This is a genomic window from Gordonia sp. 135, assembly GCF_009720185.1.
GTDB classification, from domain to species: domain Bacteria; phylum Actinomycetota; class Actinomycetes; order Mycobacteriales; family Mycobacteriaceae; genus Gordonia; species Gordonia alkanivorans.
The window spans coordinates 1167447-1184259 of the sequence record NZ_CP046257.1; the positions used below are offsets into that span (position 1 = coordinate 1167447).

A 16813-nucleotide genomic window follows, 5' to 3' on the forward strand; every position below is an offset into this window, starting at 1 on the left:
GGTATGACCTACGACGCCCCGACGAAACCGATGGCCGCACTCACCGTTTCGTCGACGCAGGAATCTGCCGACACGCGCGTGAAGCCGCGGACCTTCTTCGAGGACATCGCCGGCCTGCGCGGTATCGCGGTGCTGCTCGTGGTCCTGTTCCACTCGCACGTCCCGTATCTGACCGGCGGATTTGTCGGCGTCGACGTCTTCTTCGTGATCTCCGGCTTCCTGATCACCGGCCTACTGGTCCGCGAGTACGAGCGCCACGAGCGGATCTCGTTGCGCGGCTTCTTCGCCCGACGCGCCCGCCGCATCATCCCGCCGGCCGCCCTGGTGATCGTGGTGTCGATCATCGGCGCCGCGATCTTCATGCCGCTGCTCAAGGTGTTCAAGCAGGCCCTCGATCTGCTGGCCGCGGCAGCACAATTGGCGAATTGGCATTTCATCGAGCAGAACGCCGACTATCTGGCCGGCGCGATCGACGGCAGCCTGGCGACGCACTTCTGGTCGCTCGCCATCGAGGCCCAGTTGTACTTCATCTGGCCGTTCCTGGTGATCGGCGCGGGTGCGCTCGCCACGCGGACACGGCTGCGCGAAAACCTGTCGGTTCGCTGGTCGGTCGGGATCGCGGTGCTACTGGTCAGCGTGGCATCGCTGGTGTGGGCGATCGTGCTGACGCCCACCGATCCCGCGACCGCCTACATGGCCACTTACACCCGGGCCTGGCAATTCGGAGTGGGCGGCCTGGTGGCCATCGGTTTGCCGGTCCTCGCGCGTCTCGGGGGGATCCGCGCTGTCAAGCTCGTTGTCCTCGTGCTGGGTTGGGCCGGTCTGGCCGGCATCGTGGTCGCGGCGTTCATCGTGAACGCCCACACGCCGTATCCCGGTACTGCGGCGCTGCTCCCGACCGCGGGTGCCGCGCTGGTCATCGCCTCTGGATGTGCGGTCGGGACGGGTTCGGTGTTCGTCGGACGCTTGTTGGCGACGCCACCGCTGAAGTTCCTCGGCCGGGTCTCGTATGCCTGGTACCTGTGGCATTGGCCGGCGATCGTGCTGTACGAGGCGGTCGTCGGGTCATCGAGCTGGCCGGTGCTGCTGGCCGTGTCGGCGGGATCGCTGGTGCTCGCGACCATCTCGACGCTGTTGTTCGAGGAACCGCTGCTGCGCAACCGCGAGCTCAAACGCAATGACTCGGCGTCGATCTCGCTGGGCCTGACCGGCGTCGTCGCGGCCCTGGCGGTCACGATGACCGCCGGCGTGATCACCGTGCAGGTGGCCAGCCGCGACACCGTCGCGAACGCGTCGCTCACGTATCAGTCGGTGTTCGGCACCGACAGCGGTGAGCAGTCCGGCGCGGTGACGCCCAACCCGTTCCAGGCGTTCGACGACCGGCCCGAACCGTTCGAGTGCCTAATCCCGGTAGGGGACACCGCGCCCCGCACCGACTGCGTCTTCGGTCCGGCCGACGGCATCCCGGTGGTGCTCTTCGGCGACAGTCACGCCGACCAGTGGGCGCAGGCGATCCGCAACCTCGGCGCCGACCACGGCTGGCGAATCCACCAGTTCACCAAGGCCGCATGCCCGGCCCAGCACCTGCGGCCTCAGCCCCGCATCCCGGACCCGTACGTGAAGCCGGACTGCCAGGAGTGGCGCGAGGAGACGCTGAAGCGCATCGCCGAGGTGGGCCCGCGGATCATCTTCGTCTCGTCGCTGTCGACGTATGTGCCGGACCGTGTGGTCTCCGAGGCCGCGTGGACGCACACGATGATCCAGCTGCGGAACACCGGCGCCAAGCTCGTCTACATCGCCGACACGCCCTACCCGGGTTTCCAGGTGGCCGACTGCATCTCCGGCTCGATAGACAACTGGACCAAGTGCGAGTTCAACTACGACGACTACCCGCGCATCGAACCGATCACCGACGCCGCGTCACGTGACGAATACCAGGACGTGACAACGGTCAGCGTCAACGACCTGCTGTGCGAGGGCAACTCGTGTTTCGCCGCGCACAACAAGATCCTCTTCTACCGCGACGACTCGCACCTGACCGCTACGGCCGCGCGGGTCCTCGAGCCGGCGCTTCGCGCGCAGTTGGACAAGCAGAGGTTCGACTACAACGCTCGGTAAGCCAGGGGGAGGAGCGTACCCATCGCTCCCTGAGGTGCGACGAGCGTTAGCGAGGAGCCCCCGTCGCTCCCTGAGGTGTGACGAGCGCTAGCTGTAACTCTTGGGGAGGTTGTGAACGGCGTGGTGCCGGTCAACAGGTGAGGGCCTCCGGTATCGATGTGGTTACCACACACACGCCGATCACCAAGAGGCCCTCATGACCCACCGTAATGCCTTCCTCACCGAACGTGGCCGTCTGGCCCTGGCTCAGTGCGTCGTCGATAAGAACTGGCCTCTACGACGGGCCGCCGAACGGTTCAACTGCTCACCGGCCACGGCCAAGAAGTGGGCCGACCGCTACCGGCAGACCGGTGAGGCCGGCATGGCAGATCGGTCCAGCCGCCCCTACCGGTCACCCCATCAGCTCCCTGTGCGCCGGGAACGTCGAATCATCAAGTTGCGGTTCCTGCGTCGCTGGGGCGCTGCACGAATCGCTGCGCACCTGCGGCTAGCAAAATCGACCGTCGAGGCGGTGTTGCGCCGGTATCGGATGCCGCTGTTGCGTCACCTCGACCAGGCCACCGGGCTTCCGGTACGCCGGACACCGCCACGACGCTACGAACACGACGCTCCCGGCGACCTGATCCACATCGACATCAAGAAACTCGGCCGCATCCCCGAAGGCGGCGGCCACCGCAAACTCGGGCGCACGATCGGTAACCGGCACAACAAGAAACACCGCCCGGGGTACGCGTACTTGCACCACGCCGTCGATGACCATTCCCGGCTGGCATACTCCGAGATCCTCACCGACGAACGCAAAGAGACCGCCGCGCAGTTCTGGGACCGCGCCAACGCCTTCTTCAGCCAACATGGGATCACTGTGAGACGAGTGATGACCGACAACGGCGCCTGTTACCGCTCAAAGGTTTTCGCAGAATCCCTCGGCGCCGAGATCAAGCACAAGAAGACCCGTCCCTACCGCCCGCAAACCAACGGCAAGGTCGAACGATTCAACCGCACCCTGGCCTCGGAATGGGCCTACGCCGAGTTCTACAGCTCAGAAACCGCCCGCGCTGTCCATGGCCATGAGAAAGTCCCCACTGGTGGCCAGGTCGAGGTCCCCGCTGGTGGCCAGATAAAAGTCCCCACCCTGTGTTCGTCGTGTCGACCCGGAACTGAGGGCCCAGGCGATGACGGTGAAGGTGCCAACCGATCACCATCACCGCCTGGGAGTTCCATTGAAGTCTGCGAAGGACCGTATGGACATCATTTCTGCTTACCGAGAACTCGGAAGCTATCGCGCCGCAGCCGAGGTGTGCGGCACCACCCACAAGACCGTCAAACGTGTGGTCGACCGGTTCGAGGCCGACGATCAACCACCCGATCGCAAGGAACGGGCCCGCAACTACGACACCGTCGCCGAGCTGGTCGCCGAGCGAGTCGAGCGGTCACACGGCCGGATCACCGCCAAACGTCTGCTACCAGTAGCGCGAGCGGCGGGCTATGCAGGCTCGGCCCGCAACTTCCGTCGTCTCGTCGCCCAGGAGAAAACACAGTGGCGCCGTGATCACCATCGTGGGCGTCGCCCGGCAGTGTGGGCTCCGGGTGACTACCTGGTCATCGATTGGGCCGTGATCGGCGGCCTGCACATGTTCTGCGCGGTGTTGGCGTTCTCACGCTGGCGGTTCGTTCGGTTCGCCACCAATGAAACATCCACCACCACACTCGGATTCATCGCTGAAGCCTTTGAGGAGATCGGTGGAGTACCCAACAAGGTACTCGCTGATCGGATGGGCTGCCTCAAAGGTGGAGTCGTCGCCAACGTCGTCGTACCCACCCCCTCGTATGTGCGGTTTGCCACCCACTACGGGTTCGCCCCGGATTTCTGTCACGGCGCCGATCCGGAATCGAAAGGGATCGTGGAGAACCTCTGCGGGTACGCGCAGTCAGATCTGGCGCAACCGTTGTGGACCGAAGCCAAGATCGCCGCTGGTCGTGACGACGTGCAGCTGGATGTGCACGCAGCGAACCGGGCCGCGCGGGACTGGTGTGTCGAGGTCAACACCCGCCGCCACAGCGACACACTGTGCGTGCCTGCTGAGCAACTCGATGTGGAACGAGAAGTGCTGTCGACGTTGCCATCTCTGCGGGCCCAAGTCGGCCCACCGCCGGTCACCCGAAAGGTCGATCGCCTCTCATGTATCCGGTACGCCTCGGCCCGCTACTCGGTACCCAACCGGCTCATCGGCACCACCGTGACCCTCATCCAGGACGGTGAACGGCTCCTGATCGCCGAACCCGCCTCAGGCGAGGTGATCGCCGAACATCTGCTGGCCGCACCCGGAGAGGTCGTCCTCAACGATGACCACTACGGCGGGCCACGCACACCGCCCAGTCGTGCACCACGACCCAAAACCGCAGCAGAGAAGCAGTTCTGCGCTCTCGGTGAGGTTGCTGAGCAGTTCCTGGTCGGTGCCGCCGCGATCGGTAACACCCGCCTAAGCGGTGAACTCGACGACATCCTCGGGCTCGTCACCTCCCACGGCCACGAACAGGTGCTCACCGCCCTGACCAGGGCGGTGGCATTCCGACGGTTCAAGGCCGCCGATGTGCGTTCGATCCTCGATGCCGGAGCCGGCACCCCCAACCCGCGACCGGCCGGCACAGCACTGCTCGGGCACCTGCCTACCGCGCCCACCCGCTCGCTGGATGCCTACAAGCTCGGCGCCGGCGACAAGGAGGTGTCATGACCACCACAACATCGACATCAGTTGCACCAACAGTGCCGCCACTACCGGCCGACCTCGACCAAGCGCTACGCCGATTGAAGCTCGCCTCGATCCGCCGCACCGCACCCGAGGTACTGCTCACCGCGAAAACCCAGCGATGGACACCCGAAGAAGTGCTGCGGACCCTGGTCGAAGCCGAGATCGCCGCTCGTGATGCCTCCAACATCCGCAACCGACTCAAAGCTGCCGGGTTCCCGGTCACCAAAACCCTGGAATCGTTCGACGTGGCCGCATCCTCCATCCCGGCCAACACCTTCGAATACCTATCCTCACTGGAATGGGTTCGAGCCCAACACAATCTGGCCTTGATCGGCCCAGCCGGGACTGGCAAGAGTCACACCCTGATCGGGCTGGGGATCGCCGCAGTACACGCCGGACACAAAGTGCGGTACTTCACCGCCGCCGACCTCGTGGAGACCCTGTATCGCGGACTGGCCGACAACACCGTCGGCAAAACCATCGACACCCTGCTACGCCAAGATCTGCTCATCCTCGACGAGATCGGATTCGCACCACTCGACGACACCGGCACCCAACTACTGTTCCGGCTCGTGAACCACCCCTGGTTTGATGCCGCTTCCTTCTGAGTCAGGAAGGATGAGCTCATGCCTAAGAAAATCGATCCGGAGGTCCGTTCGAGGGCCTTGCGGTTGCTGGAGGTGCACGGCGGCGAGTACACGTCGTTGACTGCCGCTGCCGAAGCGATCGCCAAGCAGGTCGGTGTCGGCGGGGAGACGGTACGTCGGTGGGCAGTGCAGGCACAGGTCGATGCCGGCGCCCGCGCGGGGACCACCTCGAAGGAGTCCGCCGAGATCAAGCGACTCAAGGCGGAGAACAAGCAGTTACGCGAAGACGTCGCCATTCTGAAAGCGGCGACAACTTTCTTCGCGGGGGAACTCGACCCCCGCAACCGATGATCGTGGCGTTCATTGATCAGATGCGCGCCAACGGTTTTGCGGTCGAGTCGATCTGCCGGGTCTTGCGGGAGCAGGGCTGCATGGTTGCCGCACGAACCTACCGGGCGTGGCGAACCCGGGCACCTGCCGCACGGACCGTCTCCGACGCTCACGTCGTCGAGGCGGTGCGCAATGTCGTCTGGCGCACCGATGACGACGGCCGGCGGAAGATGACTCCGGAGGGCCTCTACGGGCGGGTGAAGATGCGCGCCCATCTGCACCGGACAACCCTGCCTGGGGTGTCCTATGGCGCCGTTGATCGAGCGATGAAAGTGTTAGGCCACAATGGAATTCGAAGGTCCAAGGGAGTCCGCACGACCGTCAGATCCGCTGATGGTGTACGCGCGGAGGACCTGCTGAACCGACAGTTCAGTGCCGCCGAACCCAACCGGGTCTGGGTGACCGATTTCACGTACTGCCGGACATGGGCTGGGTGGGTGTACGTGGTGTTCATCATCGACGTGTTCTCGCGCCGAATCGTGGCGTGGCACGCATCGACATCGAAGACAGTGGAGCTGGTGACGGTCCCGCTTCGGATGGCACTGTGGCAGCGGAATCGGGAAGGGCATCCGGTGAAAGCTGCTGAGCTGATTCATCATTCGGATGCCGGTAGTCAGTACACATCGGTTACACTGACTGAGCGTCTGCGCCTGGAAGACATCGCCGCGTCGATCGGAACGGTCGGGGACGCCTACGATAACGCGCTGGCCGAGTCGGTGAACGGCTTGTACAAGACAGAGTGCATCCGGACCACGATCTTCCACTCCGGTCCGTACAAGACCGTCTCCGACGTCGAGTTCGCGACCGCCGGTTGGGTCGACTGGTACAACAACAGCAGGCTGCACTCGAGTATCGGCCAGATACCCCCGACCGAGTTCGAAACGCTCCACTACTCTGGCCTCGGCCCCGAGGACCAGCCCACATTGGAGGCGGCACAGAACCTAGGGTGATTCACACAACCTGCCCGGGTCTTACAGCTAGCGAGGAGCCCACATCGCTCCCTGAGGTGCGACGAGCGTTAGCGAGGAGCCTCCATCGCTCCCTGAGGTGTGACGAGCGTTAGCGAGGAGCCTCGAAGGGCTGGCGACCCGGCAACCAAAACCCCGACCCCACCTACTCCTCGTACCGCCGCCGTTCTCGGGTGCGCACGAAGGTAATTGCAGCGATTACGACTCCGAGGATCGACAGGATGTCCGACTCGGTGAAGCCGTGATCCAGATTGATTGAGATCAAAACTCGTCCCTCGACCGGCCCATTCCACATAAACCATGCGAACGACACGCCCGCCATGACGACCGCCGCTCGGTAGGTAGGTCGAGCCAGGCACCAGGCGCCCGTGACGAACAGGAGGTTCAGCAGGACCAACGCATGGAACACAGATGGGTCGACGGGCTGGGCGGGCATCGCACCAGTATCCCTGCCGTTGATACTCACGCAACCTGGTGGTGCCGACAGTGCCAGGCGACCGTTAGCCCAGCGGGCTGCTACTCATCCAACGCGCCAGTCCGCTGCGAAAGCTCTCGGTGCTGGCAGGCGACGAATTGAACCGCCAGTCACGTTCCTTATCCATCTGGAACCAGATAAAGCCGAGGACAGACGGTGCAGATTCGATGACTCGGAAAAAGTCTGTAATCCACTCCGCTTTGAGATTCGGGGTAGTGCCGTCGGCGCACCCAACTTCAGTGATAAGCGTGGGACGGTTCGAGCTCAACTTGCCCAGCGCCTCGAGACTTTCAGAGAAGAGCTTTTGGGCGGACTGCCATTGGTGGCCTGGTGACTGACCCCAGTTGTAACCGTCCAGGCCGAGGTAATCCACGACGCCGTCTCCGGGGTAGCAATCGGTGAAGTCTCGAGTGCCCTCAGTGATTGCATTTGGCGCCCAAACGAACTGAACGTGCGGTGCCTTGTCTCTTATGATCGAATGCATTCGCGACCAGGCGGCGCGGTAGTCGTCGGACGTGTTCTGGCTGGTTCCTATCGACCATGGGTACCAGGTTCCGTTCATCTCTTGCGCAAACCTGAGCAGGACTGGATAGGGCCACGCAGCCAACTGTGCTCCCCATCGGGACAAGTCCGAATCGTGTTGACCAGCAGCGATGGTCGCGAGTGAGAAGAAGGACTGGTCGCTTCCTTTGCTGGGGTCCCAAGGTTCAAGAGTCAGGATGGGGGTTGCCTCACTGCCGCGTATGAGATCGAGGGTCGCGACGGGTAGTGAATCTGGGATTGCTGCGAATAGGTGCACATAATAAGGCTTATAGCCGGCGAGAGATTCAAGTCGGGCGATCGAGCTGGGTCTTGGCTGACCTGCGTCAGTCACTGTCGGTATGAACGCTCCCCAGGACCGCCGGTGATCAAGCGGTTGCTGCTGTGGGTGACCGTCTACACTGCACGAAGTAACCCCGGCCATCGCCGTCGCTAGCGTGGCCATTAAGAACGCGCGACGCGGGAGTCTGGCACCTTGCTCTCTCGGCCTCGCGTTATCGATCACTCAGTCATTCTTGCTGTCGCCGGGTTGGTTCGAGAACCTGGGGCGGTCGCAACGCGTAGCCAACGGGCTGTTCACGCTACGGAAACCAATTTCTGTTCCGAGTTTCGAGTATTTGAGACAAATTAGACTCGAGCGTGTCGGAATTCGGACATTTGATAGTTTCCGTAACTGTTTAGAGAAACTAAGTCCGTGCGGTTATGTCCCCCGATCTGGGGCCCGTGATCGAAGGAAGGTGCATTGCGACAACGTTCGGAATCCGTAGATGGCGGCAATCTATGAGATCCGTCACTATCTGTGCGATATGGTTTGGCCTGCTGAAACGCCTGCCGCGCAGCAGATTTCACTAGGGACTTTGGTCCCTAGTGACCACGAGACGGGTCTGATGTGTGGAGCAAGTCACAGTGGATCGGCACCTAGGGGCGCCTGTCTTTGCTAACTGGACGTTCCTACAAATTAGTAACCTGAAGTGTCGTCCGGCTGGACTACAAAAGCGTTCAAGTTGTACATATGACCACTCTGAAATACGCTCCCTAACATCCGCGTAGCCAATTGCGGGCGGGCGTCGTCGACGCTCTGGTGGTTGGGCGTAGGGGCCGATCGCCGCCTTCGAGTTCATCAGTTTTGTTTTGGGAGGTTGGCTGTGGCCCATCGTCCGGCCTACGAAGCATTGGGACGGAGTACGGAGCGCACCCCCCTGCGACTGCGCTTTGCCAGCAGGGCGCGGGAACGTTCGCGTTCCTGGATCCACGGCTACGTGGTTCGGCTCGCGTGGAGTGACGCACTGATAGTTGCCGCTTCGGTCCTGCTCGCTCAGTTTGTGCGTTTTGGCGCCGAGAGTGCACTTGTCCCTAACGGTTCTGTGCAAGCGCCGGCGACTCTCGTGTCGGTTGTTCTGGCCATCAGTTGGATTCTGTCGCTGCGTGCCTTCCAGACGCTTGACCGGAGAATCGTGGGCTCAGGTTCACAGGAGTACAGCCGAGTCGTCACTGCGTGTCTTGCACTGTTCGGTGTCCTTGCGATGGTCGACCTGCTCTTCCGCCTGAACATCGCACGGGGTTTCATCGCAATCGCGCTTCCGGTCGGCACCGCGAGTCTGCTGGTTTCCCGTTGGCTGTGGCGGCAGCGACTTGGGCGGCAGCGATTGCGGTCGGAAAACGTGGAGCATGTCCTGATCGTCGGTAGCGAAGCTTCGGCCGTTCCTCTGATTGATCGTCTGCACCGTCAACCGAATCTTGGCTTTCGAGTTGTCGGACTCTGTCTCCCGAGTCGAGCCGGCCAACGGACGTCCGTGCCCGTCGGCGACACACAGATTCCGGTATATGGAACGTTCGATGACGTCTGTGAGTCGGTCCTCGAGGCTGGCGCCACCACCGTCGCTGTGACGTCTGCTGAAGCTCTGGGGCACGATGCGATGCAAGCACTGTCCTGGGATCTCGAAGGGCTTGACGTTGACATGATGGTGTCTCCAGGCGTTACCGACGTTGCGGGTCCTCGAGTGATGGTTCGACCGGTCGCTGGTCTCCCCCTGCTCCACATCGATAAGCCGAGATACGAAGGGGCCAATCGCTTCCGCAAAGCGTTGGTCGACAGAGTCGGTGCTGCGGCCATCCTTGCGCTCCTGGCACCTATGTTCCTGGCCGTGGCGATCGCGATCAAGCTCGACTCCGATGGCCCAGTGTTCTATCGCGCCAGCCGGGTTGGCCTGAATAACGCGCCTTTCTCAATGTGGAAGTTTCGGTCGATGGTCCAAGACGCGGACGCCTTAAAGGACAACTTGCGCGCACTCAACGAGGGGTCTGGCGTGCTCTTCAAGATGCGCGAAGATCCTCGTGTCACGAAGGTGGGTAGGTTTATCCGGCGATACAGCCTCGACGAGCTCCCTCAGCTCTTCAATGTTCTAGGTGGCTCTATGAGCCTGGTTGGTCCGAGGCCGCCTCTGCCAGAAGAGGTTGAACGCTACGACGGGCGGGTTGCGCGCAGGATGCTCGTAAAGCCTGGCATGACTGGACTTTGGCAAGTTTCGGGACGTTCAGACTTGTCGTGGGAGGAGTCCGTCCGGCTCGATCTGTCGTATGTCGAAAACTGGTCGATCATGCAGGACGCATTGATCCTGTGGAGAACCGTGAAAGCGGTAGTTGCGAAGGATGGTGCGTACTAATGCGGATGGTCGTTCTTGGTTTGGGCTACCTGGGCGCGACGCATGCAGCGTGCATGGCCGAATTGGGCCACGAAGTTCTCGGCATCGAGGTCGTACCCGAGAAGCGAGCGCAATTGGCCGAAGGCCGAGTTCCGTTCTACGAACCCGGCCTTCCCGATCTCATGAAGCGACACATCGATACTGGAGCGCTGAAGATCTCTGATTCGTACGCGGAGGCGGCCGAATTTGCCGATGTCTTCTTTATCGCAGTGGGAACGCCACAGAAGAAGGGCGAATACAGCGCAGATCTGAGCTACGTGGACTCAGCGGTTGAGGAACTGGTTCCGATGCTGCGAAATGATGCCTTGATCCTCGGAAAGTCGACTGTGCCGGTGGGGACGGCAAGTCGCCTATCGGAGCGTGTGGACGAACTTGCCAAGGACGTCCAAGTCGAGGTCGCGTGGAATCCCGAATTCCTCCGAGAGGGATTTGCGGTGCAGGACACCCTCCACCCTGACCGAATCGTCATCGGCGCTTTCCCAGGCGGACAAGCAGAGGCTCTCTGTCGTGAAATCTATGCCTCTGTTTTGGAAGCGGAGACCCCGATGATCGTCACCGATCCTGCGACTGCTGAACTAGTGAAGACTTCAGCGAATGCGTTCTTGGCAACCAAGATATCGTTCATCAACGCAATCGCCGAGGTGTGCGACGCCGCCGGCGCAGACGTCACAGCAATCGCGGACGCGATCGGATACGACGCGAGAATTGGGCGGAAGTTTCTGAACGCGGGACTTGGCTTCGGCGGCGGGTGCTTGCCAAAGGACATCCGCGCTTTTATGGCACGTGCTGGCGAGCTAGGAGCTGCCGAGGCTCTTACCTTTCTGCGCGAGGTAGACAACGTCAATATGCGACGTCGCACCCGAATGGTCGAACTGACCAAGGATGTGTGCGGTGGGACTCTTCTTGGGAGGCGGATCGCCATTCTCGGCGCTGCTTTCAAACCTGAGTCTGATGACGTCAGGGACTCACCCGCACTTAACGTCGCGGGTCAGATCCAACTGCAAGGGGCGTCTGTAACCGTTTACGACCCGAAGGCGATGAACAACTCGCGCCTACTCTTCCCGACGTTGGACTACGCAACCTCTGCCTCGGAAGCATGCCAGAAAGCGGACGTCGTCCTAGTACTTACCGAATGGCCAGAATTCCGGGATATCGATCCGGAACAACTCGGAACAGTGGTCAGACACAGAAACGTTATCGACGGTCGACTGTGTCTTCCGAAAAGCGAATGGATCACCGCTGGTTGGAGCTACAGAGCGTGACTACGCACGTACGAAAGCCAGAGAAGACGAAAACTGGAGAGAAATGAAGAAAGCTCTAATTACTGGTATTACCGGGCAAGACGGGTCCTACCTCGCGGAACTTCTACTGTCGAAGGGATACGAGGTTCACGGGCTTATCCGCCGGTCATCGACTTTTAACACGTCTCGAATCAATCATCTTTACGTGGACCCGCACGAGACGGACGCGCGGCTGTTCCTCCACTACGGTGACTTAAGCGACGGAGCTAGACTCGTTACTCTTGTAGCTTCAATCAACCCGGACGAAGTATACAATCTTGCCGCTCAATCGCACGTTCGCGTGAGTTTTGACGAACCCGAACACACGGCCGACACTACCGGTGTGGGCTCAATCCGCCTACTTGAGGCGGTTCGTCTCGCAGGGGTCGATTGCAGGTTCTATCAAGCGTCAAGCTCGGAGATGTTCGGAGCTTCACCGCCTCCTCAGAATGAGGAAACCGTATTCTATCCACGTTCGCCTTACGGAGCCGCAAAAGTCTATTCCTACTGGATCACGAAAAACTATCGTGAGGCATACGGCATGTTCGCCGTGAATGGAATCTTGTTCAATCACGAATCACCACGCCGCGGCGAAACGTTTGTAACGCGCAAGATAACTCGCGCCGCAGCCCGAATTAAGGCAGGCGTCGAACAGTATTTGTACATGGGGAACTTGGATGCCGTCCGAGACTGGGGATATGCGCCTGAGTACGTAGAAGGAATGTGGCGGATGCTTCAAGCTGACGCACCTGACGATTACGTTCTAGCCACGGGTGAAAGACACACAGTTCGGGACTTCCTCATTACAGCCTTCGATCACGCCGGACTCGACTGGGAAGCGCACGTTAAGTTCGACGAGCGGTACCTCCGCCCCACGGAAGTCGATGCGCTCGTAGGTGACGCGACTAGAGCGCGCCGGGCGCTGGGCTGGGAAGCCACCGTCAACGCTATGGATCTAGCCAGAATCATGGTTGACGCGGACATCGCGGCACTCGAGAGCGAAGGCAAGCCGTGGGTAGATCGTCCCGTTCTTAACTACTGGGTTTAGATGAAGGACTAGTGGATGATAAGCGAAGATTTTGCAGTCGGACCGCTCGATAGGAATGTCGCTACGTACGTCGCCGGACACCGCGGACTCGTTGGCTCTGCAATCTGGCGGTTGTTCGAGGCCGAGGGTTTTACCCAACTTCATGGCAGGAATAGAAATGAACTAGATCTGACAAATCGCGACCAAGTATTTCGGTTTTTCCAGGAAGTGCGCCCGAAGGTTGTTGTAGTGGCAGCGGCTAAAGTTGGCGGAATTCAGGCTAATAACAATTATCCGGTCGATTTTCTGTCGCAAAATCTTCAAATTCAGAGCAATCTATTGGACGCGGCCGCCAGCGTGGAGGTTCCGAGACTACTCTTCCTCGGATCTTCCTGTATATATCCAAAGTTTGCTGAACAGCCGATTCGTGAAGACTCGCTACTCACAGGACCCCTAGAACCGACTAATGATGCATACGCGATCGCAAAGATTGCAGGAATAATTAACGTTCAATCCGTCCGGAAACAGTACGGGCTGCCTTGGATATCGGCAATGCCGACCAACCTGTATGGGCCAGGAGATAACTTCTCACCAACGCATTCGCATGTTCTCCCGGCGCTAATTCAGCGTTATGCAAACGCGGTGGCTGAGGGTCTTCCGGTGGTTACAAACTGGGGGAGCGGGTCACCGCGGAGAGAACTTATGCATGTGGATGACCTTGCGTCTGCCTGTCTCCATCTTCTCGAGACGTACGATGATCCGAGTCATATAAATGTCGGTACCGGAGAGGACGCGACTCTAAAACAGATCGCGGAAATCGTGGCCAGAGTCGTCGGATTCACTGGAGAAACTCAGTGGGATACTTCTAAACCCGATGGTACTCCACGCAAAGTACTTGATGTTTCACGGCTTACACAGTCCGGTTGGAAAGCGACGATCGGACTTGAGGACGGGATTCGGCAGACGGTCGAATGGTTTCGAACAACGCTCCCTGAATCGGAGACGTCGGGGGACCAACATCGTAGGAGCGGCGATCGGAGTAGCAGCCTTATGCAAAACAGCCTGAAGATGACGCCGGGGAACTACGCCAGGCGGGCGAACGCGGTCAGGAAGGACCAAGCCGATGGTCTCGGAAATGTGCGCAGCGAAGGTACAGAGGTCTAAGGGACGCGCTTTCAGCGACTGGCCGTACCTGGCCGGTCTGACCATTCTAGGCGCTGTGCCTCTCGCTGGCGCAGGCTCGGTTTCCGCGCTAACAATTTCGATCGCGCTTGCAGCGCCTCTCATCATTTCGGCGTTGAGTGGGTATACCGGATTTCTGATGCTGTGGGCCACATGCACCATCTGGTCAGTTGGACAGGCTTACAGCAACTTCGTTCATGAGCAGTACTACGTTACTTTTCTCGTCTACGTTGGTCCGACGATAGCGCTAACTGCCTCGGGACTCTTTTACCTCGTTGCAATTAAGCGGATCGCGACAGATCTGGTGGCTATAGCGTTTGGCACGGGATGGCTGCTTCTAAAGCTGTCAACCGGAGTGCTTAGCACTAGTAATCCATGGAAGTACGGATTATGTGTCCCAATCGCGATAATTGCTGTTGCGGCCGGGTACCGAATGAGGCTCCCGCGGTACGCGATAGCTGCGATTTTCGCGACGCTCGCGATCGTGTCGAGAATATACGACAATCGCTTTCAGACGGCATTGTTCATACTGGCTGCAATTGTCGTTATCCTGCTCGGTTCCAGACTGCAAGGTCGCTCAGGGATTCTGCTCCTATTGGCGGGACTTACCGCTGCGATGTACCTCTTTTACCCGGCGGTCGCAATATCTGGTGCTCTAGGGGAGCGCGCGCAAGCGCAGCAGATTCGAGACAACGCGAATGATGCAAGTTTCCTCCTTTCCATCAGAAAAGAATTGCCAATGACTGCGTATCTCGCAGGGTCCAATCTTCCAACGGGAATTGGTTCGTACAGCGCGATTGATATTGAGCAGTCGGGTCGAGCTCTAACGTTTGTAGAATCATTTACCGGACCCACCGAGCGAAGCGAGGTAGTGTATCTGACCGGAGGATTAGAGGCCTCGACTCTTGGGTACAAGGCCCATTCGCAGGCGTTCTCCGCCATCCTGTTCGCGGGATTACTGGCTATCCCGTTTTGGTTGTGGGCCGGATTCAAGCTACTCGGTGGCATCACCAATGTCTGCGCGCGCAGATCCCCGGTGCCCGGCTTGACGTTCTATATGATCACCCTCGCGCTGTGGGACACGCTATTCTCGCCGATGAACGCCAATACGCATCTTACGTTGGGTTTTGCTCTCTTCCTTGTACTACTAGCGCTCAATAGTAGAAAGTCGTCGAGCGTCCCATTGGTTGCGAAGGCTGCGCGGAAAGGCAGTAGAGGGACACCGGAATCGTTGGATAATGCCTCGAATCTGATGGATTGCCATGTGCCGACTATGTACAGAGGTTGAAGTGTGAGTGATAATCTTGAAATACCGCAACATATTCGGCTGGCCTATCGCCTCCTCAGCAGCGCGACCCCTTTGCAAATGCAGTCCTTGGAAACCGCACTCAAAGCTGATTTAGCCGCTCATGGCGAGACGCGATGGAGGATGACCTTAGCTTACTATAACCCGCCGCTCTTCTATCAGCGGTTTCTGAGGTTCGTAGAATTAGGACAAGCAATCGATGGCAAGAGCGCATTACTCGCCAGGTCGCCGTACTCGATAGCGCTCAGGCGGCAATCCCTCCGGACTGGGATACAGATACCACCAGGCGTGTTCGCAGAGGGGTTGTCAATCGCTCACTACGGTTCAATAATCGTGAATTCACGAGCCCGGGTCGGCGCGCTATGCCGCTTACATTCGGCAACGAATATTGGGGCTCGAGAGTATGAGCGTCCGCCCACAATTGGCGCGCGTGTGTACATCGGGCCGGGGGCGGTGATTTATGGCGACATTCAGATTGGTGACGAGGCTGTCATTGGTGCAAACTCGGTTGTGAATCGCGACGTGCCGGCAGGAAGCACTGTTGCGGGTAGCCCTGCCAGAGTTATCGCCGAGCGCGGTTCTCGACAGGTTATGCCTGATTGGTATCCCAAGGACGGATGGAAGTATGACTAACGAGGTTTCGGAGCGCAGATCGTTCCGCCGGGCGGCGCCGAAGGTCTCAGTAGTGACGGTCTGTCTAAACGACCTCAAAGGTTTGAGACGGACGGTAGAAAGTGTCGAGCGGCAGCTGGAATACTATCCTTCGGTCGAGCACGTAATAGTGGATGGTAATTCCTCCGACGGAACTCTAGAGTTCCTCCAATCCTACTCTTATCGTCACAGCGTGTCCTGGTCATCCGAGCCCGATTCAGGAATCTTTGACGCAATGAATAAGGGAGCTGCTCGAGCAACGGGCGATATTTTAGTCTTCATGAACTCCGCCGACACATTTACATCTGATGACGACTTGTCGTTTGTTGCTCAACAATGGCAAGGCGGAGAGTGGGAATGGGGCTACGGCTCGATTCGGTACAAGAACGCGGATGGCGTCGTTATCCGCGGCGAATCGCAGATGCCGTTCAATGCCCGAAAGCTTGAACTTGGATTCCAGTTTGTTCCCCATCAGTCGATGTATGTGTCTGCGCAGCTGTTCAAAGAGGTAGGTGGCTACTCTTCGGATTTCGGCCACGCCGGCGATCAAGAGTTTGCAATTCGAGCCAATCTGCACAGTTCACCAGCTTCTTGGGTTCGGTACATCAGCGACTTCGAGATCGGGGGGGTTCACGAGGACACAACATATCTCAAACGTGAATTTTTGTACCGCCGAATGAGGGCCGCTAATAACCGATTTGTTGCTGGTTCATCGACCATTGACTTCATGGTAACGAGCTTAATTGCCACATTGTGGACAATGAGGTCAATAATTACTCGCGTTGCAGTCCCTGGTCGCCACTAGTTAGATTGGGCTCCCACGCTACCGGGATCGAC

The 16813-nt window shown here is 59.5% G+C and carries 11 protein-coding genes and 3 pseudogenes; 12 read left to right on the forward strand and 2 right to left on the reverse strand.

What is annotated here, in order from left to right:
- Positions 1–3: 3 nt before the first annotated feature.
- The 5 genes and pseudogenes from GKZ92_RS05335 to GKZ92_RS05355 all read left to right on the forward strand — a co-directional run bounded on the left by GKZ92_RS05335 (position 4) and on the right by GKZ92_RS05355 (position 6795).
- Positions 4–2118, forward strand: coding sequence for an acyltransferase family protein (locus GKZ92_RS05335; protein WP_155225058.1), 2115 nt, complete (start codon positions 4–6; stop codon positions 2116–2118).
- 196 nt (positions 2119–2314) lie between these two features.
- Positions 2315–3175, forward strand: a pseudogene (locus tag GKZ92_RS05340) (IS481 family transposase); the annotation flags it as partial.
- 163 nt (positions 3176–3338) lie between these two features.
- The gene (gene istA / locus GKZ92_RS05345) at positions 3339–4850 is read left to right on the forward strand and encodes an IS21 family transposase (RefSeq protein ID WP_075863973.1); all 1512 of its coding nucleotides are present in this window, start codon (positions 3339–3341) and stop codon (positions 4848–4850) included.
- Positions 4847–5443: pseudogene (locus tag GKZ92_RS05350) on the forward strand (ATP-binding protein); the annotation flags it as partial. The gene istA and the pseudogene GKZ92_RS05350, both read left to right, overlap by 4 nt.
- A gap of 51 nt (positions 5444–5494) precedes the next feature.
- A protein-coding gene (locus GKZ92_RS05355; protein WP_155225059.1) for an IS3 family transposase occupies positions 5495–6795 on the forward strand; the annotation gives its coding sequence in 2 pieces (ribosomal slippage) (positions 5495–5768 and positions 5768–6795; 1302 coding nt in all).
- A 163-nt stretch (positions 6796–6958) separates the two neighbouring features.
- Here the strand turns inward: GKZ92_RS05355 and GKZ92_RS05360 are convergent.
- Positions 6959–7249, reverse strand: a complete 291-nt coding sequence (locus GKZ92_RS05360; RefSeq protein WP_155225060.1) for a hypothetical protein — start codon at positions 7247–7249, stop codon at positions 6959–6961.
- Between the two features lie 64 nt (positions 7250–7313).
- Positions 7314–8273, reverse strand: a complete 960-nt coding sequence (locus tag GKZ92_RS23860; protein WP_329602429.1) for a glycoside hydrolase family 26 protein — start codon at positions 8271–8273, stop codon at positions 7314–7316.
- Positions 8274–8973: 700 nt separating this feature from the next.
- Here GKZ92_RS23860 and GKZ92_RS05370 point away from each other — a divergent pair.
- The 7 genes and pseudogenes from GKZ92_RS05370 (at position 8974) to GKZ92_RS05400 (ending at position 16781) form a co-directional block, all read left to right on the forward strand.
- Positions 8974–10491 carry a sugar transferase gene (locus GKZ92_RS05370; protein ID WP_155225061.1) on the forward strand — a complete coding sequence of 506 codons (1518 nt, stop codon included), beginning with the start codon at positions 8974–8976 and terminating at the stop codon, positions 10489–10491.
- Positions 10491–11792, forward strand: a complete 1302-nt coding sequence (locus tag GKZ92_RS05375; RefSeq protein WP_155225062.1) for a UDP-glucose dehydrogenase family protein — start codon at positions 10491–10493, stop codon at positions 11790–11792. Before GKZ92_RS05370 ends, GKZ92_RS05375 begins: the two co-directional genes overlap by 1 nt.
- A gap of 43 nt (positions 11793–11835) precedes the next feature.
- Entirely contained in the window at positions 11836–12858 is a 1023-nt protein-coding gene (gmd, locus tag GKZ92_RS05380; protein WP_155225063.1) for a GDP-mannose 4,6-dehydratase, read from the forward strand.
- 15 nt (positions 12859–12873) lie between these two features.
- Positions 12874–13821 (forward strand): annotated as a pseudogene (locus tag GKZ92_RS05385) (GDP-L-fucose synthase family protein); the annotation flags it as partial.
- Between the two features lie 682 nt (positions 13822–14503).
- Positions 14504–15307, forward strand: coding sequence for a hypothetical protein (locus GKZ92_RS05390; protein WP_155225065.1), 804 nt, complete (start codon positions 14504–14506; stop codon positions 15305–15307).
- 141 nt (positions 15308–15448) lie between these two features.
- Complete coding sequence (locus tag GKZ92_RS23935) at positions 15449–15958, forward strand: serine O-acetyltransferase (RefSeq protein ID WP_329602430.1); 510 nt, start codon at positions 15449–15451, stop codon at positions 15956–15958.
- Positions 15951–16781, forward strand: a complete 831-nt coding sequence (locus GKZ92_RS05400) for a glycosyltransferase family 2 protein (RefSeq protein WP_155225067.1) — start codon at positions 15951–15953, stop codon at positions 16779–16781. Before GKZ92_RS23935 ends, GKZ92_RS05400 begins: the two co-directional genes overlap by 8 nt.
- The last annotated feature ends 32 nt before the right edge of the window (positions 16782–16813 follow it).

What these genes read in the sequence shown, in the direction of transcription:
- GKZ92_RS23860 (WP_329602429.1), bottom strand. Translation starts at nt 8,273, where the DNA reads ATGGCCACGCTAGCGACGGCGATGGCCGGGGTTACTTCGTGCAGTGTA.
- GKZ92_RS05335 (WP_155225058.1), top strand. Translation starts at nt 4, where the DNA reads ATGACCTACGACGCCCCGACGAAACCGATGGCCGCACTCACCGTTTCG.
- GKZ92_RS05400 (WP_155225067.1), top strand. Translation starts at nt 15,951, where the DNA reads ATGACTAACGAGGTTTCGGAGCGCAGATCGTTCCGCCGGGCGGCGCCG.
- GKZ92_RS05375 (WP_155225062.1), top strand. Translation starts at nt 10,491, where the DNA reads ATGCGGATGGTCGTTCTTGGTTTGGGCTACCTGGGCGCGACGCATGCA.
- GKZ92_RS23935 (WP_329602430.1), top strand. Translation starts at nt 15,449, where the DNA reads ATGACCTTAGCTTACTATAACCCGCCGCTCTTCTATCAGCGGTTTCTG.
- GKZ92_RS05360 (WP_155225060.1), bottom strand. Translation starts at nt 7,249, where the DNA reads ATGCCCGCCCAGCCCGTCGACCCATCTGTGTTCCATGCGTTGGTCCTG.
- gmd (WP_155225063.1), top strand. Translation starts at nt 11,836, where the DNA reads ATGAAGAAAGCTCTAATTACTGGTATTACCGGGCAAGACGGGTCCTAC.